Here is a 23,690-nt window from a genome sequence, read left to right as displayed (position 1 = left end):
TAAAATGATATTATTTAACTAACCAATCACACAAATAAATTCTAAAAAATTTTCTAAAAAAGAGGTGAGAATATGAAAAATACAAACTTAAAAAAACTTACCAAAAATAAAATGCTTATAGTGTTTTTATTTGCTTTAATAGCGGTTGTACTAATACTTGGAGTAGATGCGGTAAAAATTTCAAAGAGTAAAAATGAAGCAGATGAAATAAAAAATGTATACGGAAGTTATCATACAGAATATGTTGGAATAACTGAGGAACAGATTCAGAGTATTTTTAAAGAAAAAGATATTGAAAGAATCGACAACGTTCAAAACTTAGGAGAAATTACTACAAATAATGGCTCAAAAGTTGAATTAAAGTCATTTGAAGGAAGATACTACGCAACTACACAGTATTTTGCTATGAAATCTCAAAAGCTTGTTGGGAAACAGGCTAGAAACAACAATGAGATTGTACTAGATGAAGAAGCAGCAAAGATTTTGGGAATAAGTGACGAGCTTGGAAAAGAAATTAATGTAACTCTTGAAAAAGAATACACAGATAAAAGTGGAGAAAAGAAGACGTTTAAAGAGGATAAGAAATTCAAAGTTGTCGGATTTGTAAAGAAAAGATATGAAGACAATATAAAAGATGATGTAAAAATCGAGTCTAATACAAATCGACGGATAGCTTACACTTACGGAAATGGTAATGAAAACGTGCAAGGTCTTATATGGAACAAAGGACAAGAGATAATTCCAGATGAAGCTGTTACATACGATGTGATATTAAGATTTAAAACAGGAAAAGAAAATTCTGTTGACTTAAATAAAAATCTTGAAAAGAAAGTAGAGCAGGTAGGAGCTAGAAGCAAAATAGGAAAAGATAAAATCTATCCAAATAGTGAATACATAAATAAACTATCAGAAATAGAAAGAGATTCAGAAAAATTGTGCAATAAAGGAAAAATAATTATTGTAATACTGGCAATATTGGCTGTAGTTGAAATAATTTACGCCGTATACACAAGAAAAAAGAGGTGAGAACATGAAAAATATATATTCTAAACTATCAATCAAATACCTTACTAAAAACAAGAATAGAACTGTGATGATGTTTTTAGGGGTAATTGCTGCGATTGCACTGATATTTGGGCTAAACACAGTAAAAATTTCTCAGAGCATGAACAAAGCAAATGCACTGAAAAAAGTATACGGAAGTTATCATACAGAATACGTTGGAATAACTTTAGATCAGTTGAACAAACTAATGGGAGATAAAGATATTTCAGCAATAGACGATGTTCAAAACTTAGGTGAGATAGTAACAGATAATGGTCTAAAGACAGAGCTAAAGTCTTTTGAAGGAAAATATGTCTCAGCACCATACTATTTCTCTATGAAATCTCAGGAGCTTGTTGGGAGAAAAGCCAGAAACAACAATGAAATCGTGTTAGACGAGGAAGCAGCAAAAATTTTTGGAATAAAAGACAAGCTTGGAAAAGAAATAACTGTAACTCTTAAAAAAGAATATACAGATAAAAATGGGAAAGAGCAGTTATTCACAGAAAAGAAAAAATTCAAGGTTGTAGGAATTGTAAAGAGAAAATATGAGGACAATATAAGAGGAGCTGTTGAAGTAGGTGCAGAGATGAGCCGACGGATAGCGTACACTTATGGAAATGGCAGCGATGAATTACAGGGAATTTCATTTACAAAAAACCAGAGAATAATTCCAGATGAGGCTGTGACTTACGACTCTATAGTAAAATTTAAAACTGATAAGGCTAAGTCATTTAGAGAAAGTATAGCTGTTGGAAATAAGGTAGAACAGGTTGCTATGAGAAATGGAATAGGAAGACCTACATTCTATCCAAACAGCAACTACATAGCTGAACTCACAGAAATACAGTTTTCACTTGAAAATATGTACGACAAAAATAATATGATTATAATACTAACTGTAATACTTCTTATATTTAATATATTTAACATAATGTGGGGAGAAATTATAAGAGAAGTCAGCCTACTTAGACTAGTTGGAGCTACTAAGAACAAGGTTAGAATGATGATAATCTACCAATCAGCTATAATTGCAGTAATAGGAACAATTCTTGGGATATTAGCTGGAATAGTATTTTCAAAAGTTGGATTAATGGTGTTTAAGGATTCTAGTTTAACTGCCCTTAAAATAAAACCTAAGCTATACATAGAAAGTGGAATACTAGTTCAGACAGTAGTTGTATCTCTAATTTCTGTAGTGATAGCAACTATTCCGCCGATTATTAAAATAGGAAGAGTATCAAGCTTAAATGCAGTTAGAGATATTTCAACACATAAGAGAAGAGAAAAACAGGGTGTGTTTGGAAGATTTTTACAGAAAGTATTTGGAATATATGGATACATGGGAATGAGAAATCTAACTCTTAAAAAAAGCAGAACATTGATTTCTGTTATCTCAATAGCACTTGGCGGATATATGATAATGAACACATTTACTTCGATGATGGGAGAAATAGACAATAATATAACTGATATATATTATAAATACGATATAAATGCAAGTCCTGGAATAAGCAACGATATAGATACTTTTGGAATTGATAAGAAATACGTTGAAAATCTAAAAGGAATGAAAGAAGTTGAATCTGTAAATGCTAGATTTGAAGGAGAGGCTAATGTAGAACTTAAAAAGGGATATGCAAATAAGAGAGCTTTAAAATACTATGGAATAAAGGAAACAGATAACATAGATCTTTTAAGCCACATGAGATTTTATACTAATGATGCAATTGACGAAAGAATAAAGGATTATATAAAAGATGGAACTCTTGATAGTATAAAACAGATAAAAGATGGATATGTAAATGTTGCAGTTCTTAATTATTTCTATGATCCTATAGATACACATACATATCACGAGGTTATAAAAGGACTTAAAGTGGGAGATATAATTCCGATAAATGTAAATTATCACAATGGTGATAAGATTGAGAGAAAAACAATAAATGTCAGAGTAGGTGCGCTTATATCTGAAAGTTGGCTAGGTTATGGGGATAGATTGCTTCCAACTAGGGTAGAGATTATAACATCAGAGAATAATATGAAGGCTATATTTGGAAAAGAAACATATAATAATATAGGAATAAATTTAAAAGATACAAACTCTGAGTCTGAAAATAAAAAAGTGATAGACTATGTTGAGGATAATATACCTGCTAGTATAAGCAATAAATTTGATTTTGAAGAAGAGCAAAGGTTGGCAGAGTTGGAAATGAGAAAAGAAGCGATAATAAGCTTAATTCTTATCGTGCTTATATCTATTTTAAATATATTCTGCACAGTTAGAGCCAATTTAATAATTAGAAGAAAAGAGATATTTACAATGAGAGCACTTGGAATGGATGTTTCAGGTATGAAGAAAATGAATAGATTTGAAGCATTAACTTATGGTGTACTTAGCTCAATTGTGGGAATAGCAATAGCTGTTGCAAGTCTTTTGAAAATGGTTAAATGGCACAACGATGCGTATGTAAACTTTGGAATAGAGCATTTTATGGACTTTACATTCCCAACTGGTGGGGCATTTGTGTTTGTAATAACTACAATTATAGCTTGTTTAGTTGCTGTTTCTTTAGCAAATAGAGAATTTGCAAATAAGGAAATAGCAGATGGAATTAGAGATTTAGATGATTAAATTTTGATAGAATGATTTGATTTTAGACTTTATGTTGCCATTTGTGCCGATTTTTATACCGTTTAAGCAGTATATATTGAAGGTAAATATTTAAAATGTTAATCTAATCGTAAATAAATGGTAGATAAATTTTATTCACTAAATAAAATTGAAAGAAATTTGGTGAATGTAGAGGAGATGAGATTTTATGAAAAAAACGTTAAAGATAGAAGGTTTGAAAAAATACTACGGAAAAGATGAGAGGCTTGTTAAAGCTGTAGATGGAATAGATTTAGAGATTGAAAATGGAAAATTTACAGCGATAATAGGGACATCTGGATCCGGAAAGAGTACACTTCTTCACTGTATAGCTGGACTTGATAAGCCTACAGATGGGAAAGTTTTTCTAGGGGATGAAGATTTATACAAGTTAAGTGATAGCGAGCTTTCTAAGATAAGAAGAAAGGAATTTGGATTTATATTCCAGAGTTTTAACTTAATTCCTGTGCTTAGTGTGTACGATAATATTGTGTTGCCAATTCTTTTGGATGGCTCAAAGGAAGATCCAATATATATTGATAGTATTATCAAAAGTATGGGACTTGAGGAGCAAGTTAAGAAGTTTCCAAATGAGCTTTCAGGTGGGCAGCAGCAGAGGGTTGCAATAGCGAGGGCACTTTCTAATAGACCATCAGTTATATTTGCTGATGAGCCGACTGGAAATCTTGATAGCAAGACAACTGAGGAGGTTATGCAGGTGCTTAGAGATACTGTCAATGATTTTGGACGGACACTTGTAATGATAACTCATAACCAGGAAATTGCGGAAACTGCGGATAGAATAGTGACTATTAGTGATGGGAAAATTATAAGTGATAAATAGGAAACTGGGAAAAGGGAGGAGTATATGCAAAACACTCCAGGCAGTCAAGCTGCATTGTCGTTGTTTGCATATACATCCTCCCTTTTTATCAGTTTTTATTTACACTCGCAAATTTTGAATTGATTTATTTTGTAATAACAGGTTTACCATCTTTATCGACTAAAACAGTGAATCCCGCTGCGTTTCCATTTCTATGGAAGATATAGTTTACTCCTGTTTCTGTGTCAACCCAAATTTCAATTACATCAATTGTTCCTTGTTGATAAATTTTCTTAAAACGTCCCATAAAAAATCATCTCCTTTAAAAATTAATTTATTTTAACCTATTTATTACCCTGAATTTAATATCAAAAATTGAATATCTCCAATCAGCTGTTCCCAAAATTAGTTTAAATCCTTGAAATCATCTTTTCCCATAAAAGCAAATAGAAGAGAGATTATGATTATCGAAATGCTTGTTGCTGAAACAGTAGGCATGTAATAGTCAACAATTTTTAGTCCAAAGCTTGTAGCTACAGTATCTAAAACTAAATATAGAATAAATGCAGTACGCCAATTTATTTTACCTAGTTTAAGTAATGCTTTTGGAAATGCACTAGCTATCAAATTTAAAGGAAAGGACATAATAGTTGCTATTATGAAAAATAGTATAATGCTGCCGGCTGATTCATATTGAAATCCAAATATTTTCATTATAGAGCCACTTATCAATGCAATAATTGATAATATCAATAAAAAAATCATTCCACAAATTGCAAATATTTTAAATTTTTCTTTATCTATTTTAGAGCTTCCCAAATATTTACACACCTTTCTAATTAATAAAATATATTTTGATAAAAATAATTTTTAATAATAATCTATCTTTAATTGTAAGTTTAAATCTATTTTTAAATGGAATCAAGCTTTTTTGATTTTACCCGCTATAGGAACTAAAAATAGGGTAGGTAGTAATAAAATAGCTGTGAAAATAAGCCCATATGATATAGAAAAATATTTAGCAACTATTCCAACAATAGGCCCGCCTATTATTTGTCCAAATGAGTCAAATTGACTATTTGTTGAAAATACAGTGGCTTGCAATCCATCTTCTACATGTTCATTCATCCATGCTGATATAATAGGTTCCTTTAAGTTACGCATAAGCCCAGTAATTAAAAATGTGCATAACATAAAGTAAAAGTTTTTACTTAGAGCAAATAGTATTAAAGAAATAATATAACCAGTATTTGTTAATAATACAATACTTGTACGGTTTATGGTTTTTCTTTTTTCAAGAGAAACAATAAGAATCTGTGAACAAAAGATACCAAGTACACTTCCAAGTAAACTCATAAAACCAAACCAAGTAACATCATTTAAAAATCCAACGGATGGAATTATACTATCATTTAGGAAGTGAGCAGTAGAAAGTCGGTCAAATCCTTCGCTAGCAAGTCCACCGCAAAATGTAATTGCAAGCAATGTAATTAATATTGGAGTAGCTTTGATAAAACTAAGATTGACATTGAATAGACCTAGCATATCTAAAAAAATGCTTTCTTTCCTCTTTTGTATTGGGGAAAAATTTGTTTCAGGCATAATGAAAATCAATACAATACCAAGAACAATAGAAAGTAAACCAGCTATTATTATAGGAAGTCTTAAATCTAAATTACCTAATATTGTTCCAATTACTATACCCAACATTCCTCCTAATTGGCCAATTTGACTGCCTTTTAGAAATATTTTATCCATTGAGCAATTTTTTTCTTCTGAAGAAATCCATGCCTCTAAAGCACCACTAATAAAAGTATCTCCACATCCCCAAATTACTTGAGCAAAAAGTACTGTTACAAACCAAGGAAGAGAGCCCTCTAATAAAAATCCGAAGCCATACAAAAATACTCCTATTAGAACAGATAGTCGGCGACTATAAAGATCTGCAACAATTCCAGTAGGGATTTCAAGTAAAAAACATGATGTTTCTAAAACCGTTCCAACTAGCACCAATTCAAAAGCATTTAAGCCAACTATTTCTAAATGATACACAAGAGAAAGTACTGTAGCCATTGAAACTATTAAAGAAAAACAAAATTTAAAAAATATATATACAGAATAAGATTTATAACGCATAAGTATCTCCTTTATAATAAAGTATATTATTCAATCATTAATTATACTATTTACTATATTATTTGTCAATATAGCGTTTTTTACTAATTTAAGGTATATAATTTAGAATCTTTAGAAAATATTTTGTGAAAGGATGTTTTAATTTTGGTATAATTTATTTAAAGAAAGTTTTTGATTTTTAAAAATTATTTTAAAAAATTTAAAAGACGAAAAGAATTTTAAGAAGTTAAGAATAAAAATTTTTAAAAAGAGATTAAACTTAAAATTAATAAATAAATTAGTTAAAGAGAGGATTTTATTATGATTATTAGAAAAGCGACAATGGAAGATTTAAGAGATGTTACAGATGTTGAGGCTGTTTGTTTTTCAGAGGCTGAAGCAGCAAAGGAAAAAGATTTTATTGATAGATTAAAACATTTTCCAAATCATTTTTGGCTTTTATACGATGGAGATAAGCTAATAAGTTTTGTAAATGGAATGACAACAAATGAAAGAGATTTAGCAGATGAAATGTATTCAAATGCATCTTTACACGATGAAAATGGTGATTGGCAGATGATTTTTGGTGTAAATACTATACCTAAATATAGAAGAAAAGGTTATGCAGGTATGGTTATAAAACAGGCAATTGAAGATGCTAAAGCTGATGGAAGAAAAGGATTAGTTTTAACTTGTAGAGATACAAAGATTCATTATTATGCTAAATTTGGTTTTGAAAATGAAGGTGTTTCAAAATCAGATCATGCAGGAGTTCTTTGGTATCAGATGAGATTAACTTTTTAATTTAAAAATAAAACTGTCTAGGTGGTGATATTATGAGCAAGAGAGTGGTAGATTCGGATTTATATGGTAAAAAGACAACTTTTATCAAAATAGCCAATTTAATAAGTCTACTATTTGTTGTTGGGATATTATTATACATCGTAATAACATGGAAAAATATTCCAAAGATGATCCCAGGACACTATAATATCGCTGGCGAGATAGACAAGTACTCATCTAAAAATTCAATATGGATTCTTTTAGCTGTGCAAACACTGTTGTTTACAATGATGTCTGTTCTTGAGAGATTTCCAAACATATGGAATACTGGAGTGAAAATAAATGATAAAAATAGAGAAGTTGTTTATACCACTCTTAGAAATATGCAAGCCTATTTAAAAATGATGATTATGGGATATTTTTCGTATATGACTTTTAAATCAATAGGTGGAGAAAACTTGAACAGCATATCAGTATTTATATTTTTAGTGCTAGTTTTTGTCGGAATGGCGATATTTTTGGTGAAAATATTTAAAAGTAGATAAATTAGTTGGATAAAACTTAGTTAAAATATAAAAATAAATATAAAAATGGAATAAACAGTTATATATAATAAAATTATGTAAAATAAAATGATTATTAAAAAATGATTATTAAAAATTGAATAACAATAATATATTTTGAATCGGGGTGTTTGAGATGATTTTTCAGAAGAAAAGTCCTAAGGACAAGGAATGGGAGCTGCTTCTTAAACAGGAAGATAAGATGCTTAAAAAAAGAGAGAATAAAAAAGAATCGCAAATAAACAAACTGCTTGAAGATAAAGTCACAGAAAAATTACAAACTACATTAAATGCTGCATTTAGAAAAGCTTTTGAGATAGTTTTCAGCAAGGGATCAGGTATAATAGAAAAGACTTACGACAAGGAAAAGTACGATTTTGAGTATGAAAACAGAGAAAGATGGCATGCAGAAACAGGGAATAGAAGGTCTTTGAAGTCATTTTCAAAGGCTGCATCTGCTGGCAAAAATAAAAATATACTAATTTCTGGGCTTGAAGGTGCTGGAATGGGTGCTTTAGGTGTAGGAATTCCAGATATTCCAGTATTTACAGGAGTTATTTTGAAAAGTATATATGAGGTAGCTATGAGCTATGGATTTGAATACGAGAGCGATTTTGAAAAGTTCTTTATTCTAAAAATTATTGAAGTTTCTATGCAGGAATCAGATAAATTTGAAAGACAGAATGATGAATTAAATAGATTCATCGACGAGGTTGATAAGTATGAATTTATTGTCGAAAAAGAGGATATAGACTATCAGATTGCAACGGCTGCAAATTCTGTATCAAAAGAAATGCTTTATATGAAGTTTGTACAAGGAATTCCTATAATAGGTATAGCTGGAGGGCTTACGAATACTGTGTATTTAAAGAAAATAGTCGACTATGCTGAATTAAAATATAGAAGAAGATTCTTAATTTCTAAGGGAAAAGTTCTTAAGGATTAAGGATTTTGAGTGAAAGGTAGTAAGTGAGAGTAGTATGATATTTAATAGAGATGAGTACGAATACGAGGAATTAGGGAATTTTGATATTGAGTCGGAAGAAATAGAAAATATTAAATTTATCGACTGTAATTTTGAAAATTGCTCTATTTCCGAGAGTTTAATACATAACTGTCTGTTCAAAGACTGTAAATTTGAGAATTGTAATATAGCAGGAAACAAGTTTGAATTGACTGTTTTTAAGGATTGCGAATTTAAAAAATGCAATTTAATAGGAATTAATTGGAAGGATATTACTGTTGAGAGGGGATATTCAAATCCATTCTCAAAACTAAAAGAATGTTATTTAAAATATTCTTCATTTATAAAAATGGATATTAAAAAATTTGATTTCAGTGGAAATATTATCCATGATTCAATGTTTGATGAGTCGTGCTTAAAAGATTGCAAGTTTAAGGGATGCGACTTAACGCAGACTAGATTTAATATTTGTGATATTAGAAGTGCAGATTTTAGGGAATCAAAAGGATATTTAGTGGATATAACAAATTGTAAAATAAAGGGAGCAAAGTTTTCATTTCCTGAGGCAATGAGCTTATTGGATTCCTTAGATATAAAAATTTATTAAAAATAAATCTATATAATTTTTTAGATATAATTAAATTTTTAGAAATAAGTTGTATAATTCTTTAGATACTAAAACTTATTAGAAACAAATTACTTTATATGGGAATGGAGTGATTTATATGAGGATTAAGGCTACATCTAAATCAAAATTAAAAGATGGAGATATGGATTTAAAAAGATTTACTAAGGAAAATAATTATACTGTTTCGGGGTGCAATGGTTCAGATAAGGCTTTTCTTGTAGATAAGTTAGTAGAATATAATTTATCTCAAGTACCAGCTACTCAAGAGGAAAATTTTGTGGATCTAAGCAGAAAAGTTATGTCTGAGGACGGAAAGATACTAGCAGGAATAGTTGTTAGAATGTACTGTTGGAAGTGCATTTACATAGATACATTTTGGATAGACGAGTCTATGAGAGGTGAAGGTTTAGGAACGCTACTGCTTGAAGAAGTTGAGAGAGTTGCTAAGGAAAATGGGTCTCACTTAATACACTTGGATACATTTGATTTTCAGGCGAAAGATTTCTATTTGGCTCATGGATATAGCGTGTTTGGAGAATTGAAGGATTGTCCTAAAGGGCATACGAGATATTTCATGAGTAAAGTGTTATAAATGAATCTATAAAAAGTGTAGCAGTTGAAAATGAAGAAAAACCAGTAAAAGTAAAGTGGAACTGTTAAAAGTAAGAAAAGAAGTATATTAAATATTATATGAATTTAGAACGTTAGACTAAAAGGCTGATTGAAAGATAAAATTTTAATCGGTCTTTTTTTTATTACAGAAAAGATACAAAAGTAAAAAATATTACTATTAAAATTACAGATAAGATACAGATTAGCAGAATTTGTTTTTAAGAAAGGATAGGGGATATATAATAGCAGAGTAGTAGGTATATAAGATGATAAAAAACTAGATATTAATATGATAGTAAATTTAGGATTCAATATATAAATAAGCTAAAAATAAATTTATAAAATTTTTTTGAAAAAAATCAAACTTTTTAGCACAGATAAATCGTCTTATATATGAAGGAGGAAATAAGAAGATGAAAATATACAACCTATTAGATAAAAAGAAGGAGAAGCTCATCAAGCAGTACATAATTGATAATAAAGATAGTTTATATAAATTTGCATATAGCTATACTAGAAATCAAAATGATGCTTTGGATATTGTACACGATGCTATTTGTAAGGCACTTGCAAATAAAAGCTCATTAAAAAGTGAAGATAAGATAAAACCTTGGATTTATCAAATCATATCAAATTGTGCTATAGATTATATGAGAAAAAATAATAAATACACAGAAATGACTGATGAAATACAGAATGATAGTATGGTGGGATTTGATGAATATGAGAATTTCGACTTACAACGTGCAATGCGGCTTTTACCTGAAAAATATAAGAGGGTGATAATTCTTAGATATTTTGAAGATATGAAGATTTCTGAGATTACAGAAATGTTAGGAGAGAATGAAAGTACAATAAAGACACGATTATACAGTGGTTTATCAAAGTTAAAAATAGAATTGATGAAAGCAGAAGAGGTGTAGATTATGAAAAATGATAAAATAGACAAACTAAAAGAAAATTATAATAACATTGAAATTCCAAAGGAATTAGACGATGTAATAAATGACGCCTTCAAAGAAAGTGAAGATAAAAAAATAGAAAATAACAAAAAAGATTGGAGAAGAAATATGAAAAATATGAAAAAATGGTATGCATCAGCAGCTGCAGTAGGTTTAATAATAGTATCAGTAAATGCGAGTTCAACATTTGCAACAAGTTTAGAAAATATACCAGTTATAGGAAATATAATAAAAATAGTAAATTTTAACAATTATAGAATAAACAAAGATGGTATGGATGTTTCAATATCGTTACCAGAAGTAAGCTCAGACAGTAAAGATTTAGAATATAAATTAAATAAAGAGTTTGAAAAAGAGGGTAAAGAAGCTTATAAAAAATACGAAGCGGAAGTTGCAAAATTAGAAAAAGAAGGTAAAACAACTCATAAATCTGCAGAGGTATGGTCTGAAACTATAGCAGAAAATGATAAAACAGCTTCAATTGCTATATACAATACTGAAATAGAAGCTTCAGCAGCAACAAGCAGAAAAATATACAACATAAATAAAGAAAATAAAACAGTTCTTACACTTGAAGGAATGTTTGGAAATAACGATTATGTAGATGTATTAAGCAAAAATATATTATCACAGATGAAGGAAAGAACTAAAAAAGATTCAAATGATGTATACTTTGTAGACAATACATTTAAAATCAAAAAAGATCAGCCATTCTACATAAACGACAAAGGTGAACTTGTTATATGTTTCGACGAATATGAAGTAGCCCCAGGTTCAGCAGGATTAGTAGAATTTGTAATACCATCAAATATAGTATCAAAACTAATGAAATAGTTTGATAAAATAAAAAATCAGTAAAAAAATAAATATTGCTCTAAAAACACAACAAAAAAACAGCAATAAAAAGTACAAAAAATCACACAAACACACAACTATCAAAAAGGCAAAATAATAAACTATTTTGCCTTTTTATATTAATAAAAAATATATTTTGCTATATAAAATTTGATATATCGAAATATATTAAGAAATAAATAAAACAAACTGAGGACAAGAGGTATAACTACTCAAAAGCGACAATACTGCAAGCGCCCCGAAACTTTATGCAATACTAACAAGATATAAAATGTATAAATGGTGGCTGTTCAATATTTGCAATATGTCTTTTAGTACATAATCACGAATTAATTTGCATCGACAATTCCGCAAGCGTTCCATACTTTGATATGTGTTAAATATATGGAACGCTGAGGACTGGAGAGCAAATAATCGTGATTATGCACTAAAAAAGGCTATTGCAAATTTGCAACAGCCCATTTATATATTTTATTCTTCTATTTGACCATTAACATCAGGTATTTTTAGTTCTTCTGGATCTATTTTTGGAGATTTATCAACAAGTCCAGCAGAAGGTATAGCATCTCCTTCTTTCATAGTCTTATCTGGATGTTTTAATATTCTATCTCCTGGTTCAAGGTTTGTAACTATTTTAGTTACATTTTTACCTGTTTTAACAACAGTAACTTCCTGTTTTTTAAGTATTCCATCAAGGTCTTTCATTACATAAGCTGAGTCTCCACTTTTTAATACAGCAGATGTAGGAACTTTATACTCATTAGAGATTATTTCTAAATCAGCATCTACGTGGAAACCATTTATTAATCCTTCTTGATCTTCAAAAGATATATCTACTTCATAGTAAGATAGATTATCTTTCATTTCTTTTGTCTTAGTAGTTGTTGGTCTATCTGAAACATAGCTTATTCTACCAGTCATTTTTTTATCAGAAGAATTAACTTTAATACTTACAGTCTGATCTATCTGAACTTTTGATAAATCGTCTTCGCTTACATATCCCTTCATAAAGAATTCGTTACTAACAAGAGATATGAAAGATGTGTTCATATCAGTAGAATTCTGGTCATTTATATATACTTTTCCAGCGAATGGAGCAGTATTTTTTACATAAGCACTACTATTTAATGCTGATATTTGAGCTTCAACTGAAGAAATCTGAGAATTTATAGAAGCTATTGCAGCATTATTTGCATTATCTTTATTATTTCTACTTAAATTAGATTTCTGAGAGTTTAAGCTACTTAACTGAGATTTTAATACATTTATCTGTTCTACAACAGAGTTATCTTTAGTTGTAAATAATAAATCTCCGTCGTTAACTTCCTGACCATTTTCAATACTTATATCACTTAAAGAGTTATTTTCTGGTGTTGCATACTGTTTAGACTCTCTAGGTGTAACCATACCATTTATATCGATATTTTCATAAGCTGGTATTTTATAAATTTCGTATTTTTCCCGAAGTTTTTCTTCTTCCTTAGTTCTTCTTACATAGTCAGTTCCGACCATAAATCCCGCAGCAAGTAATACTACTAGTACAACAGCAGTTCCTTTTTTATGATTCTTTATGAAATTTCCAAATTTTTTAAATCCGGATATAATAGCATTTTTAATTTTTCCAAAGAAAGCTTTAATCTTTGCCATAATTTCCTCCTTTCAAATAATACAATCAATTATAATTAAAAACCATACTACTATTATAATGAAACTAGTATGTATAAGTCAAAGGTATTTATAAAATTATGTAGTTAATTTTATAGATTTTTTAAATTAACAAATAAAAAATAATGGCTATTTAGGTGAATAAAACAATTGTTAAATATTAAATATGATGAGATAATAATCTTAAAGAATAATCTGAAAATTATTTTAATTTTTATTTGAGAAGAGGTGATTTTTATGGCTAAGAAAAATAAGAAGGCAAAAGAAAAATCGGTGAAAAATTTACAGGGATATTCTTTTAAGAGGGCAATTATAAAAACAAAACAAATAAATTTATATATATACTTTGTAGGGCTTGTTTTTAACGGTATATTTTCTGTAATTACTTATAATTTAGCTATGTCAAAAAATGATGGAGTCATGTTAGTGGTATGTACAATTATGGAGATTATGGTTGCAGCAGTGCTCATTTACGGAATAATAAAATATTATAGAAGAAAAATAATTTTAACTAATGAGGGAGTGGAGTATATTCCAACATTTGCTAGAAAGAAAATTTATCTATACAATGAGATAGGTTTTGTACAGTTTGATAAAATAAACGACGAAAATTATACGATTTTCTCTAAAGAAGGAAAGAAAATAGCTTCATTTAATAATGGATACGAAGGAATTGAAGAAGCAATAGTTGCTTTTAAGGGAAATGGAGTTGAAATAAGAGATAAAGAAAATGGAAAGATAGATAATTTAATTTTGAATACAAGAAATAAAATTGAGAAAAACAGAGAAGCTGAGATAAAACACATAAAGAGGAAAGATAGATTAGCACAGATAAATAAAGAAAAAGAGATGATAAGAAAGCTAAATATAGCAATGTGGGTTATTTCGATATTGGCTTTATTTTTAGGAACTCGTATAAGAAGTATTGTTTGGTCTGTAGAACTTCTTTTCATTTGGGGACTTTATATATATCTATATCCTAAAATGGTTGTTGAAGTTCCAACTAAGACAAAGGACGGAAGAGAATTTCACTATGAAATACCTTATGCATCTGCAATTATAGCTTTGTTGATGCTATATAATTTACCTAAATTAAATTATGTAAATTATGATGAAATTAAATTTGGATTGATTTACTTCTTAATACTGTTTGCAATTTATATGATAATGCTCAAAAAACGTAAAATAAGAGAAAAGACTAGTAAAATGTTTACTGTTGCCATGGCAATACTTTTGATAATAGTTTGTACTACTGATCATTTAAACAACGCACTTACATTTACACCAGAAAATCATGAAACTGTAATAGCACTTGAAAAAGACACTAGTAGATCAGCAAAGGGACTTAGACGTTATTATGCTGATGTGGTGATAGATGGGAAAAAAGAGAACGCATCTATTTCTGCGGCGATTTATAATAGTCTAGAAAATTTACCAGAAGCAGTGGTAAAATGTAATAGGAAAAGCATTTTTGGATGTGAGTATTATAAAATACACAGATAAAATATAAAAAGTAAAGTTATAAAAGTGAAGAAGTACAATTATAAATGTAAGAAAATAAAATTGAGAAGTGAGGGATATAGTATGAATTTTAATGTTTTGTCAAATAGATACAAATCAGAAAGAAATGTTATGTATGCAATAAGTGGAGCAGTATCCACTTCAAATCCACAGGCAGCTCAGGCAGGATTAGATATATTGAGAAAAGGTGGAAATGCTGTAGATGCTGCTGTTGCAACTGCTGCAGCACTTGCAGTTACTGAGCCAACAAGCAATGGAATTGGAGGAGATGCATATTCATTGGTTTGGATAGAATCTGAAAAGAAATTATATGGATTAAATTCTAGTGGCTTTGCACCAGAGCTTATGACAAAAGAGGCTTATGAAGGACTTGAAAAAATGCCAAGACATGGGTTTGGTGCTGTAACAGTGCCAGGAATTCCAGCAGCGTGGGCAGAGTTAAATAAAAAATTTGGAAAGTTATCATTATATGAATGTTTGAAACCTGCAATAGACTATGCAAGAGAAGGGTATGTAGTTTATCCTAATGTTGCAAAACTTTGGGAAGAGTCTTTTGAAGATTATTCAAATGATTTAAAGATGTTAGACAATCTTTCAAAAGAAGAATTAGAAAGAAAGACAAATAAAAAAAATGGTATAAAATCAGAGCTTGTAGACAAAGAGCTTTTAAAAGATTGGTTTAATACATTTACAATAGATGGAAAAGCTCCAAAAGCAGGAGATATTTTTAAATGTGAAGAGCAAGCAAAAACTCTTGAAGAAATTGCAAATACTGGTGCAGAGAGTTTCTATAGAGGTCGAATTGCTGAATTAATAGATAAACATAGTAGAAAATTTGGTGGAATGATAAGAAAATCAGACCTAGAAAAATACTATCCTCAGTGGGTTGAGCCTATAAGCACAAACTACAAGGGATATGATATATGCGAAATTCCTCCAAATGGGCATGGAATAACTGTGTTAATTGCACTAAATATACTAAAAGAATTAAAATTGGATGAAGAAAAAGAAACTGTGGATAATATACACAAAATGATTGAGTGTATGAAATTGGCATTTGCAGATTCTAAGAAATATGTAACAGATCCTAAGAAAATGACTGTTTCTGTAGAGGCAATGTTAAATCAAGAATACGCAAAGAAGAGAAGTGAATTAATAGGAGAAAAGGCGTTATACCCAGAAGCTGGAGAACCATTCTGTGGTGGGACAGTGTATATGTGTACTGCAGATAAAGATGGAAATATGGTATCTCACATACAGAGTAATTATATGAACTTTGGCTCAGGAGTTGTAATTCCAGGAACAGGAATAGCACTTCACAATAGAGGAAATAACTTTAGCTTAGATGAAAATCACGATAATATAGTTGAACCATTTAAAAAGCCTTATCATACAATTATTCCTGGATTTATTAAGCAAAATGGTGAAGCTGTTGGAGCATTTGGCGTAATGGGAGCATTTATGCAGCCTCAAGGTCAGTTCCAAGCAGTTACAAATTTAATTGATTTTGCAATGAATCCTCAAGAAGCACTTGATGCACCGAGATGGCAGTGGATTGACGGAATGAAAATTGAAGTTGAGGATGATATTAAAACAGGAATAGCAGAGGGTCTAAAAGAAAAAGGTCATGATATTAAGGTTGTATCTAATAAAATAAATATGGGTAGAGGACAGATTATCCTAAAAAACGAAAAAGGCGGATATATTTGCGGAACAGAAAAAAGATGCGACGGACATGTTGCTGTATATTAGTAAATATATGATTTGGATAAAATATTTGATTTAGATATTTTATTAATATTATTTAGATGTTTTATTAATATTAAAGTTTATATATGTTAAATATTCAAATAATTTGCTTGATTATTGTTAAATATTAAAAATTATTATAAAATATAACTTGATATTTTGCAGATGAGGAGGGAAAAAATGGAAGAAAAAATATGTCCACTGTGTGGGACTAGCGATAAAATATTGGAAATAGTAAGAGAAGGAAAGGTAAACGAAGAAATTGATAATCCGTATAGATGTGAAGGTTGTGGCTGCGAATTCGGTAAAATATACGGATTTATGTATAATGCTATAAAAGAAGTTAGCCTAGCTGTAGAAAAAGACGGACTATGCAGAAAAATAGTTATGGAAAAAAATATGGTCGGTGCTTGGATCAAAGAATTTGAAGGGCCTTCATTTGACAATATGGAGCAGATTTCTGAAGATAAAATAAGAAGCTTAAAATATAGAAGATTTTTAAACAATGTTCTAAAATGCTATGTAATGAGTTGGAGAAACATAAACGAATACGCAAAAACTCATGAAGTAAAAAGAACAGATGTAAATTGGATACTTGAAATGAAAGAAACTGGAAGCAAAATAAGAAGATTCAACGAGTATCTATACGGTGAAGAGGGGAAACTAACAGAAAAAGGTGGAGAACCACTAAAAGGGGATACAGTATTACATGTAGAATCTAATATAGAAGTACCTTACTTCAACGATTTAGTAAAAACTATGGAAAAATTTACTTGTAAGAAAGTATTTAAATAGGAGTATATAAAGGGGTTGTAGTTTTTCAAGATTATTAACTGTACAGCTCAAATCACAAATAGTCTCATCTCCAGGCTTCGACGCCTCACACTTTTATGTAACACATTTATAAGCTGTGAGGCGTCTCCAGATTGTCGAATTTCGACTAATTTGTGACTTTGAGCTAAGTAGAATAAAAATCTATGAGAAAACTACAACCTTTTTTTATATACACATTTAAATACTTTTACAAGTTGCATTACGATAAGAGAGGGTAAAAAGTTCTAACTAACCACATCACTGCCCTTGATAGTAATCATTAAAGGTGTAAATTCAAAATTAAATAAGTAGTTTTTAGGTAAGTATAGATGGCGCAAAGTGTTTTTTGTTTGACATCTTTTGCGATGAAAATAATATCCAAATCGTATTCGACAATTCTGCAAGCGCCCCACATCTGCTAAATGTGTTATTCTGACATTGTGGGGCGCTGAAGCCTGGAGAATAGATTGGATATTATTTTCGAGCATTAAAAAAGATGGCAACAGAAAATCTTGCGCCATCTTTATATATACATAAAATTATTTATTTAATTTGAATTTACTCTTTAATGGCACTATTCTATTAAATACCATTTTTGATTCAGTTGTGTATTTTGTATCTACACTGAAGAATCCGTTTCTGAAGAACTGGAATTTATCAAGAGGCTGAGCTCCTTTTAACTGAGTTTCTTCAACGAATCCTTCTAACACTTCAAGAGAATTAGGATTTATCTGATCTAAGAAGTCTTTTCCTTTGTTTTCTTCTACATCATCAAGTATTAATGGTTCAAATAATCTAAATTCTGCTGGAACTGCTGTTTTACTGTCTACCCAATGTATAGTAGATTTAACTTTACGTCCGTCGTTGCTTTCTCCACCTTTTGTTTCTGGGTCGTAAGTACAATGAACTTCTACAACATTTCCGTTTTCGTCTTTAACACATCCAGTACATTTTACAAAATATGCACCTTTAAGTCTAACTTCATTTCCTGGGAATAATCTGAAGTATTTTTTAACAGGTTCTTCCATGAAATCTTCCTGTTCTATGTATAATTCTTTAGAGAATGTAACTTTTCTCTTACCTTTTGTTTCGTCTTTAGCATGGTTTTCAACTTCAAGAACTTCTACCTGGTCTTCTGGATAGTTGTCTATAACTAATTTAACAGGTCTTAAAACTGCCATTGCAAGAGGTGCTTTTGGCTGTAAGTCTTCTCTTAAGAAGAAGTCTAATAGCTGGCTGTCTACAGTAGAGTCTGCTTTAGCAACACCTATTTCAGCACAGAAGTTTCTTATAGATTCTGGAGTATATCCTCTTCTTCTAAGTCCAGATATTGTTGGTATTCTTGGGTCATCCCAACCATCAACTATATTGTTATCAACAAGTAATTTTAATTTTCTCTTACTCATTACTGTGTTAGTCATGTTTAATCTTGCGAACTCTATCTGTCTTGGTACGCTTTCCATTTCACATTCTCTAACAACCCAATCATAAAGAGGTCTCTGTTCTTCAAATTCTAGAGTACATATAGAGTGAGTTATTCCTTCTATAGCATCTTCTAGTGGGTGAGCAAATGCGTACATTGGGTATATGCACCATTTATCTCCTGTATTGTGATGAGTAGTGTGAGCTATTCTGTATATAACAGGGTCTCTGAAGTTTATATTAGGGCTAGACATATCTATTTTAGCTCTAAGAACTTTTTCTCCGTCAGCGAATTCTCCGTTTTTCATTCTTTCAAATAAATCTAAGTTTTCTTCTATAGATCTATTTCTGTATGGACTTTCCTTACCAGGTTCAGTAAGTGTTCCTCTGTATTCTCTTATCTGATCAGCATTTAAATCACACACAAATGCTTTACCTTTTTTGATTAATAAAACCGCTCTATTGTACATTTCTTCAAAGTAATCAGAAGCAAAGAATAAATCGTCCCAGTTAAATCCTAACCAGTTTACATCGTTTTTTATTGAGTCTACATATTCTACATCTTCTTTTGTAGGGTTAGTATCGTCAAATCTCATATTAACTTTACCACCAAATTCTTTAGCTAGACCAAAGTTTAAGCAGATACTTTTTGCGTGTCCTATATGTAGGTATCCGTTTGGTTCTGGTGGGAAACGAGTAACTATACTTTTATGTTTTCCTGTTTCTAAATCATCAATAATTATATTTTTTATAAAGTTAGATGATACTGTTTCATTTGCCATATTATTATTCCTCCAAAGCATATATTTTGAATTTCTATTTATTAAAATCGCTCAATAGAATAGAAAAATCCAGTTTAATTTTATTTATAATATACATTAATTTTAATCTAATATATGAAAAAAATAAAGAGGATTAGAAGAATTTGTGATATTTTTTGAAACTATTGGCTTAAAATTAAAATTAAAAATATCTTTTGTGTGACATGAAAACGTTTAGGGTATTAATTACATATAAGAAAAATAGAAATAAATTTAAAAAAGATGTATAATGAAAAAAGAAATTAATACATAAAGTGAATTTAGTAAAAATAACGAAGAGAGAGTGATTTTTATGAAAAAAGTATTAAAAATTTTAGTAGGTATTCTAGTTGTAATTGCATTAGCAATGGGAGGTCTTTTCTATGCATTGCAGCCAGAAGGAGGAGTGCAACAGGATATAACTGGTAACAGAGAAATAACAAAAGAAGATATTATAAAGATGGGAATACTTCAAAGCCTAAAATTCAATAGAGAAACAGAAAGTTTTGAAGGAAGCATGACTTTAACAGCACAAGATATAAGTAATATTGTTTACACATTTATGAAAAATTATGAGGACGATATGATTGCCAATGAGATAAAAATATCTGATGATAAACTGAATGTAACTGTTCCTGTTGAGGTAGAATTTTTAAAAACTAAAGCTACTGTAACAGCAGTTCCATCTGTAGAAAATGGAGCTTTAGTGGTTACTATAGATAATGTTAAAGTAGGTAAAATTAATATATCAGGAGGAATTCTTGCAAAAATACTGGCATCACAGCAAAGTGAAATTCCGTTTGAGATAAGAGATAGATCAATTATAATTCCTCCAGAAACATTGAAACCTTTAAATCTTACAGGAATAAAAATTGAAAACAACGAGTTAAAAACTGATATGCGGATTACTTTAAGAGATGCAATGCGGTATGCTTATGATATATTAGTTCAATATGGAAATTCTCTAAAACCAGCTGCATAGTAAAAAAGGACATTATGCTAGATAGACATTATTTTAGATAATGAAATTAAAAACTGAATAAAAACTAAAGAATTAATAAAAAACGGTTTGAATAGTAAAATAAATACTCAAACCGTTTTTTTATATGATATAATCTTCACTAAGGATTTAAAAATAAAAAAGTAAAAAATTTAATATAATGGGATGGAAAGGAGAAAATATGAAAAATTTTAAGTCATATGTTATTTCGTTTATAATAACAGCTGTGTATGCATTTGTAAAACTGCCGGTACTTAGAATAGATTTCACTTCTTTATACTATGTACTAGCGATGTTCTTTGTAATAGCAGGAATACTTAATATGGTATTTGACAGAGAAGAGCAGAGATTCACTATTACAAATAAAAGGAACTTTAAAATAGCTATAGGAATATTAGCGATTGCAGTTGTTTTACCAACTTTAGCTTCTACACCTATAATAAGAGCAAAAGCATATAGAAATCTACTTGGAACTGTAAAAGAAAGTGAGTTTACAAAGGATGTTAGCCCTGTAAATGTAAATGAAATCAGAATAGTAGATGAAGATATGGCAATGAAGCTAGGGGATAAGAAATTAGGTGAGGTTCCAGCTATAGGAAGTGTTTCTAAATTAGGAAAATTCCACATACAAAAGGTTGGAGAAAAACTTTACTGGGTAGCACCTCTAGTACATAGAGATTTTATAAAATGGGTTACTAATATGGGAGGAACAAATGGATACGTTATGGTATCTGCAAATGATCCTCAGGATGTTAAATTAGTGCAAAAGGCAAATGGAGAAGATGTAAAAATAGTATATCAGCCAGATGCATACATACTTCAGGACTTACACAGACATGTATATATAAAAGGTGGAATGAGCAGAGGTATGGCAGACTATACATTAGAAATTGACGATAATGGTAAGCCATTCTGGGTAGTTTCTCTTTATGAGCATAAAGTAGGATTTGGAGGAGCAAATGTAAATGGAACTGCAATAGTCGATACTAAAACAGGAGAGACTAAGTTCTATTCTATAAAAGATACTCCAGAATGGGTTGATAGAATTCAACCAGAAGAATTTGTTATTGACCAGATAAATAGTTGGGGAGTATATGTAAATGGATTTATAAACTCTGTAATATCTGAAAAAGGTGTATTAAAGGCTACAGAAGGAACTTCTTTAGTATACGGTGAAGATGATAAATCATATTGGTATACAGGAATAACTTCAGCAGGTGGAGATGAGTCTACAATAGGATTTATGTTAGTTGACTCAAGAACTAAAGAAGCAAAACTTTATAAACAGCCAGGTGCAACAGAAATGGCAGCTATGAAATCTGCGGAAGGTAGTGTTCAGGAAAAGAACTATGAAGCTACATTCCCTGTTATGTATAATATATTAGGTCAGCCAACTTACGTATCATCATTAAAAGATAAGGCTGGACTTGTTAAGAGAGTCGTATTCGTATCTGTTGAGGACTACAACATAGTTGGAGTTGGACGGGATAAGGCAGAAGCAATGAAAAATTATAAAGATGCGTTAGAGTCTGGTGGAAGTGGTTTAGAAATAGATGAATCTGATGAGTTTGACAAAGAACTTGAAGGTACAGTTAAGAGAATTGCCGCAGATACTAAAAATGGTAATACTATATACTATCTGACTTTAGATACAGATGATGGCAATATATTCTATGCAACTTCTAAAATTTCTAAGGAATTACCTCTAACAAAAGAGGGAGATAAAATAAAAATTACTTTCTCTAAAGATGAAAAAGATGTAATAGAAATTGACGAATTCGATAACTACAATATAGGAAAAACTGTCGAAAAGAAAGAAGATTCTAAGGTTAAGGATAAAAAATCAGAAGATAAAAAACAAGAAGAAAATAAAACTAATAAAAAAGAAACTACAAACAAAGTAGAAACACAAGAAGAATAATATTTTTATGATAAGGCTATTGCGATTTTGCAGTAGCCTTTTTAAATTACAATTTACATTATAAAGTTAATAGAGTTATAGATTTAATCTATGAAGATTAAATGAGTATATAGTTATAATCTATTTTATTTTTTTAATAAAGTGTAATAAGATATTTAGTGGAATATAATAAAATAAAAATGGGGGGTATTTTTTTATGAATACTAAAAAATTGACATTTAGTGCTATGTGTGTTGTAGTAAACCTTGTATTAGGAACTGTTATGGGTATGATACAGATTCCTCTTCTATTCCTTGACACAATAGGTACTATACTTGGTGCAGTAGTTCTCGGACCATTATGGGGTGCTTTAATAGGTGGATGTAGTAACCTTGTATTAGGTGTTATATCAGACCCTACAAACATACCATTCGCAATAGTTAATATAGCTACAGGTCTTATAGTAGGATTTATGGCTAAAAAAGGAAACTTCGGTTATAAAAAAGCTATTATAACAGGTATTATACTTGCAGTAGTTTGTCCTATGATAGGAACACCTATATCAGTTTATATGTTTGGTGGACTTAGCGGAAGTGGAGCTGACTTATTAGTTGGAGCACTTTTACAGGCTGGACAGCAGATATTCACAGCAGCATTTATACCAAGAATATTAAGTAATATAGTAGATAAACCATTATCTTGTTTATTAGTTGTATTATTTATATCTAAAATGCCTAAGAATTTCCTTGCTCAGTTTAAATCACAGGAAAATTAATATTTAGAATGAAATTCATAAAATCCTAAATAAATATTTAAAA

At 30.0% G+C, this 23,690-nt stretch carries 21 protein-coding genes; 16 read left to right on the top strand and 5 right to left on the bottom strand.

Features of this window, described 5'->3' with window-relative positions; translation table 11 throughout:
- Window positions 1-72 precede the first annotated feature (72 nt).
- From ACK2WO_RS09230 to ACK2WO_RS09220, 3 genes are all read left to right on the top strand, one after another.
- Window positions 73-1,026, top strand: a complete 954-nt coding sequence (locus tag ACK2WO_RS09230) for a hypothetical protein (RefSeq protein WP_414697593.1) — start codon at window positions 73-75, stop codon at window positions 1,024-1,026.
- A gap of 4 nt (window positions 1,027-1,030) precedes the next feature.
- Window positions 1,031-3,679 carry an FtsX-like permease family protein gene (locus ACK2WO_RS09225; protein ID WP_414697592.1) on the top strand — a complete coding sequence of 883 codons (2,649 nt, stop codon included), beginning with the start codon at window positions 1,031-1,033 and terminating at the stop codon, window positions 3,677-3,679.
- A 187-nt stretch (window positions 3,680-3,866) separates the two neighbouring features.
- Window positions 3,867-4,541 (top strand): ABC transporter ATP-binding protein, encoded by a 675-nt coding sequence (locus tag ACK2WO_RS09220; protein ID WP_414697591.1) that lies wholly within the window; start codon window positions 3,867-3,869, stop codon window positions 4,539-4,541.
- A gap of 124 nt (window positions 4,542-4,665) precedes the next feature.
- Here the strand turns inward: ACK2WO_RS09220 and ACK2WO_RS09215 are convergent, their stop codons facing one another.
- The 3 genes from ACK2WO_RS09215 to ACK2WO_RS09205 all read right to left on the bottom strand — a co-directional run bounded on the left by ACK2WO_RS09215 (window position 4,666) and on the right by ACK2WO_RS09205 (window position 6,656).
- Window positions 4,666-4,827 (bottom strand): DUF6440 family protein, encoded by a 162-nt coding sequence (locus tag ACK2WO_RS09215; protein WP_414697590.1) that lies wholly within the window; start codon window positions 4,825-4,827, stop codon window positions 4,666-4,668.
- Window positions 4,828-4,925: 98 nt separating this feature from the next.
- Window positions 4,926-5,339: a YrvL family regulatory protein gene (locus tag ACK2WO_RS09210; RefSeq protein ID WP_414697589.1), complete on the bottom strand. Its 414-nt coding sequence runs from the start codon at window positions 5,337-5,339 to the stop codon at window positions 4,926-4,928.
- A gap of 102 nt (window positions 5,340-5,441) precedes the next feature.
- Complete coding sequence (locus ACK2WO_RS09205; RefSeq protein WP_414697588.1) at window positions 5,442-6,656, bottom strand: MFS transporter; 1,215 nt, start codon at window positions 6,654-6,656, stop codon at window positions 5,442-5,444.
- 300 nt (window positions 6,657-6,956) lie between these two features.
- On the opposite strand from ACK2WO_RS09205, the gene ACK2WO_RS09200 reads away from it, so the two are divergent.
- The 7 genes from ACK2WO_RS09200 to ACK2WO_RS09170 all read left to right on the top strand — a co-directional run bounded on the left by ACK2WO_RS09200 (window position 6,957) and on the right by ACK2WO_RS09170 (window position 11,981).
- Entirely contained in the window at window positions 6,957-7,439 is a 483-nt protein-coding gene (locus tag ACK2WO_RS09200; RefSeq protein WP_414697587.1) for a GNAT family N-acetyltransferase, read from the top strand.
- A gap of 32 nt (window positions 7,440-7,471) precedes the next feature.
- On the top strand, window positions 7,472-7,963 hold the full coding sequence (locus tag ACK2WO_RS09195) for a DUF1648 domain-containing protein (RefSeq protein WP_414697586.1): 492 nt from the start codon (window positions 7,472-7,474) through the stop codon (window positions 7,961-7,963).
- Between the two features lie 154 nt (window positions 7,964-8,117).
- Entirely contained in the window at window positions 8,118-8,927 is an 810-nt protein-coding gene (locus tag ACK2WO_RS09190) for an EcsC family protein (RefSeq protein WP_414697585.1), read from the top strand.
- A 34-nt stretch (window positions 8,928-8,961) separates the two neighbouring features.
- The gene (locus ACK2WO_RS09185; RefSeq protein WP_414697584.1) at window positions 8,962-9,552 is read left to right on the top strand and encodes a pentapeptide repeat-containing protein; all 591 of its coding nucleotides are present in this window, start codon (window positions 8,962-8,964) and stop codon (window positions 9,550-9,552) included.
- Between the two features lie 118 nt (window positions 9,553-9,670).
- On the top strand, window positions 9,671-10,165 hold the full coding sequence (locus tag ACK2WO_RS09180; RefSeq protein ID WP_414697583.1) for a GNAT family N-acetyltransferase: 495 nt from the start codon (window positions 9,671-9,673) through the stop codon (window positions 10,163-10,165).
- Between the two features lie 433 nt (window positions 10,166-10,598).
- Window positions 10,599-11,108 (top strand): RNA polymerase sigma factor, encoded by a 510-nt coding sequence (locus ACK2WO_RS09175; protein ID WP_414697582.1) that lies wholly within the window; start codon window positions 10,599-10,601, stop codon window positions 11,106-11,108.
- 3 nt (window positions 11,109-11,111) lie between these two features.
- On the top strand, window positions 11,112-11,981 hold the full coding sequence (locus ACK2WO_RS09170; RefSeq protein ID WP_414697581.1) for a DUF3298 domain-containing protein: 870 nt from the start codon (window positions 11,112-11,114) through the stop codon (window positions 11,979-11,981).
- Between the two features lie 492 nt (window positions 11,982-12,473).
- Here the strand turns inward: ACK2WO_RS09170 and ACK2WO_RS09165 are convergent, their stop codons facing one another.
- Entirely contained in the window at window positions 12,474-13,649 is a 1,176-nt protein-coding gene (locus ACK2WO_RS09165; RefSeq protein WP_414697580.1) for an efflux RND transporter periplasmic adaptor subunit, read from the bottom strand.
- A gap of 255 nt (window positions 13,650-13,904) precedes the next feature.
- Here ACK2WO_RS09165 and ACK2WO_RS09160 point away from each other — a divergent pair, with 255 nt between their 5' ends.
- The 3 genes from ACK2WO_RS09160 (at window position 13,905) to ACK2WO_RS09150 (ending at window position 17,732) form a co-directional block, all read left to right on the top strand.
- On the top strand, window positions 13,905-15,170 hold the full coding sequence (locus ACK2WO_RS09160; RefSeq protein WP_414697579.1) for a hypothetical protein: 1,266 nt from the start codon (window positions 13,905-13,907) through the stop codon (window positions 15,168-15,170).
- Between the two features lie 81 nt (window positions 15,171-15,251).
- Window positions 15,252-16,940, top strand: a complete 1,689-nt coding sequence (locus tag ACK2WO_RS09155) for a gamma-glutamyltransferase family protein (RefSeq protein WP_414697578.1) — start codon at window positions 15,252-15,254, stop codon at window positions 16,938-16,940.
- Between the two features lie 177 nt (window positions 16,941-17,117).
- Window positions 17,118-17,732: a hypothetical protein gene (locus ACK2WO_RS09150; RefSeq protein ID WP_414697577.1), complete on the top strand. Its 615-nt coding sequence runs from the start codon at window positions 17,118-17,120 to the stop codon at window positions 17,730-17,732.
- A gap of 557 nt (window positions 17,733-18,289) precedes the next feature.
- Here the strand turns inward: ACK2WO_RS09150 and ACK2WO_RS09145 are convergent.
- Window positions 18,290-19,954, bottom strand: a complete 1,665-nt coding sequence (locus tag ACK2WO_RS09145; protein WP_414697576.1) for a glutamine--tRNA ligase/YqeY domain fusion protein — start codon at window positions 19,952-19,954, stop codon at window positions 18,290-18,292.
- 331 nt (window positions 19,955-20,285) lie between these two features.
- Between ACK2WO_RS09145 and ACK2WO_RS09140 the strand changes: the two genes are divergently transcribed.
- From ACK2WO_RS09140 to ACK2WO_RS09130, 3 genes are all read left to right on the top strand, one after another.
- Entirely contained in the window at window positions 20,286-20,954 is a 669-nt protein-coding gene (locus ACK2WO_RS09140; RefSeq protein WP_414697575.1) for a hypothetical protein, read from the top strand.
- Between the two features lie 199 nt (window positions 20,955-21,153).
- Entirely contained in the window at window positions 21,154-22,893 is a 1,740-nt protein-coding gene (locus ACK2WO_RS09135) for a hypothetical protein (RefSeq protein ID WP_414697574.1), read from the top strand.
- 196 nt (window positions 22,894-23,089) lie between these two features.
- Window positions 23,090-23,647 carry a CD3073 family putative ECF transporter S component gene (locus ACK2WO_RS09130; RefSeq protein ID WP_178411365.1) on the top strand — a complete coding sequence of 186 codons (558 nt, stop codon included), beginning with the start codon at window positions 23,090-23,092 and terminating at the stop codon, window positions 23,645-23,647.
- The last annotated feature ends 43 nt before the right edge of the window (window positions 23,648-23,690 follow it).

The sequence above is a fragment of the Peptacetobacter sp. AB845 genome (assembly GCF_047528295.1).
Lineage (GTDB): Bacteria > Bacillota > Clostridia > Peptostreptococcales > Peptostreptococcaceae > Peptacetobacter.
This window is presented reverse-complemented; position numbering and strand designations above follow the sequence as displayed.

Bases quoted from the DNA above. Each gene is read 5' to 3' on its own strand.
- ACK2WO_RS09225 (WP_414697592.1), top strand. From the start codon at position 1,031: ATGAAAAATATATATTCTAAACTATCAATCAAATACCTTACTAAAAAC.
- ACK2WO_RS09135 (WP_414697574.1), top strand. From the start codon at position 21,154: ATGAAAAATTTTAAGTCATATGTTATTTCGTTTATAATAACAGCTGTG.
- ACK2WO_RS09145 (WP_414697576.1), bottom strand. From the start codon at position 19,954: ATGGCAAATGAAACAGTATCATCTAACTTTATAAAAAATATAATTATT.
- ACK2WO_RS09195 (WP_414697586.1), top strand. From the start codon at position 7,472: ATGAGCAAGAGAGTGGTAGATTCGGATTTATATGGTAAAAAGACAACT.
- ACK2WO_RS09185 (WP_414697584.1), top strand. From the start codon at position 8,962: ATGATATTTAATAGAGATGAGTACGAATACGAGGAATTAGGGAATTTT.
- ACK2WO_RS09220 (WP_414697591.1), top strand. From the start codon at position 3,867: ATGAAAAAAACGTTAAAGATAGAAGGTTTGAAAAAATACTACGGAAAA.
- ACK2WO_RS09190 (WP_414697585.1), top strand. From the start codon at position 8,118: ATGATTTTTCAGAAGAAAAGTCCTAAGGACAAGGAATGGGAGCTGCTT.
- ACK2WO_RS09130 (WP_178411365.1), top strand. From the start codon at position 23,090: ATGAATACTAAAAAATTGACATTTAGTGCTATGTGTGTTGTAGTAAAC.
- ACK2WO_RS09230 (WP_414697593.1), top strand. From the start codon at position 73: ATGAAAAATACAAACTTAAAAAAACTTACCAAAAATAAAATGCTTATA.
- ACK2WO_RS09205 (WP_414697588.1), bottom strand. From the start codon at position 6,656: ATGCGTTATAAATCTTATTCTGTATATATATTTTTTAAATTTTGTTTT.
- ACK2WO_RS09155 (WP_414697578.1), top strand. From the start codon at position 15,252: ATGAATTTTAATGTTTTGTCAAATAGATACAAATCAGAAAGAAATGTT.
- ACK2WO_RS09180 (WP_414697583.1), top strand. From the start codon at position 9,671: ATGAGGATTAAGGCTACATCTAAATCAAAATTAAAAGATGGAGATATG.
- ACK2WO_RS09140 (WP_414697575.1), top strand. From the start codon at position 20,286: ATGAAAAAAGTATTAAAAATTTTAGTAGGTATTCTAGTTGTAATTGCA.
- ACK2WO_RS09200 (WP_414697587.1), top strand. From the start codon at position 6,957: ATGATTATTAGAAAAGCGACAATGGAAGATTTAAGAGATGTTACAGAT.
- ACK2WO_RS09175 (WP_414697582.1), top strand. From the start codon at position 10,599: ATGAAAATATACAACCTATTAGATAAAAAGAAGGAGAAGCTCATCAAG.
- ACK2WO_RS09170 (WP_414697581.1), top strand. From the start codon at position 11,112: ATGAAAAATGATAAAATAGACAAACTAAAAGAAAATTATAATAACATT.
- ACK2WO_RS09215 (WP_414697590.1), bottom strand. From the start codon at position 4,827: ATGGGACGTTTTAAGAAAATTTATCAACAAGGAACAATTGATGTAATT.
- ACK2WO_RS09160 (WP_414697579.1), top strand. From the start codon at position 13,905: ATGGCTAAGAAAAATAAGAAGGCAAAAGAAAAATCGGTGAAAAATTTA.
- ACK2WO_RS09165 (WP_414697580.1), bottom strand. From the start codon at position 13,649: ATGGCAAAGATTAAAGCTTTCTTTGGAAAAATTAAAAATGCTATTATA.
- ACK2WO_RS09150 (WP_414697577.1), top strand. From the start codon at position 17,118: ATGGAAGAAAAAATATGTCCACTGTGTGGGACTAGCGATAAAATATTG.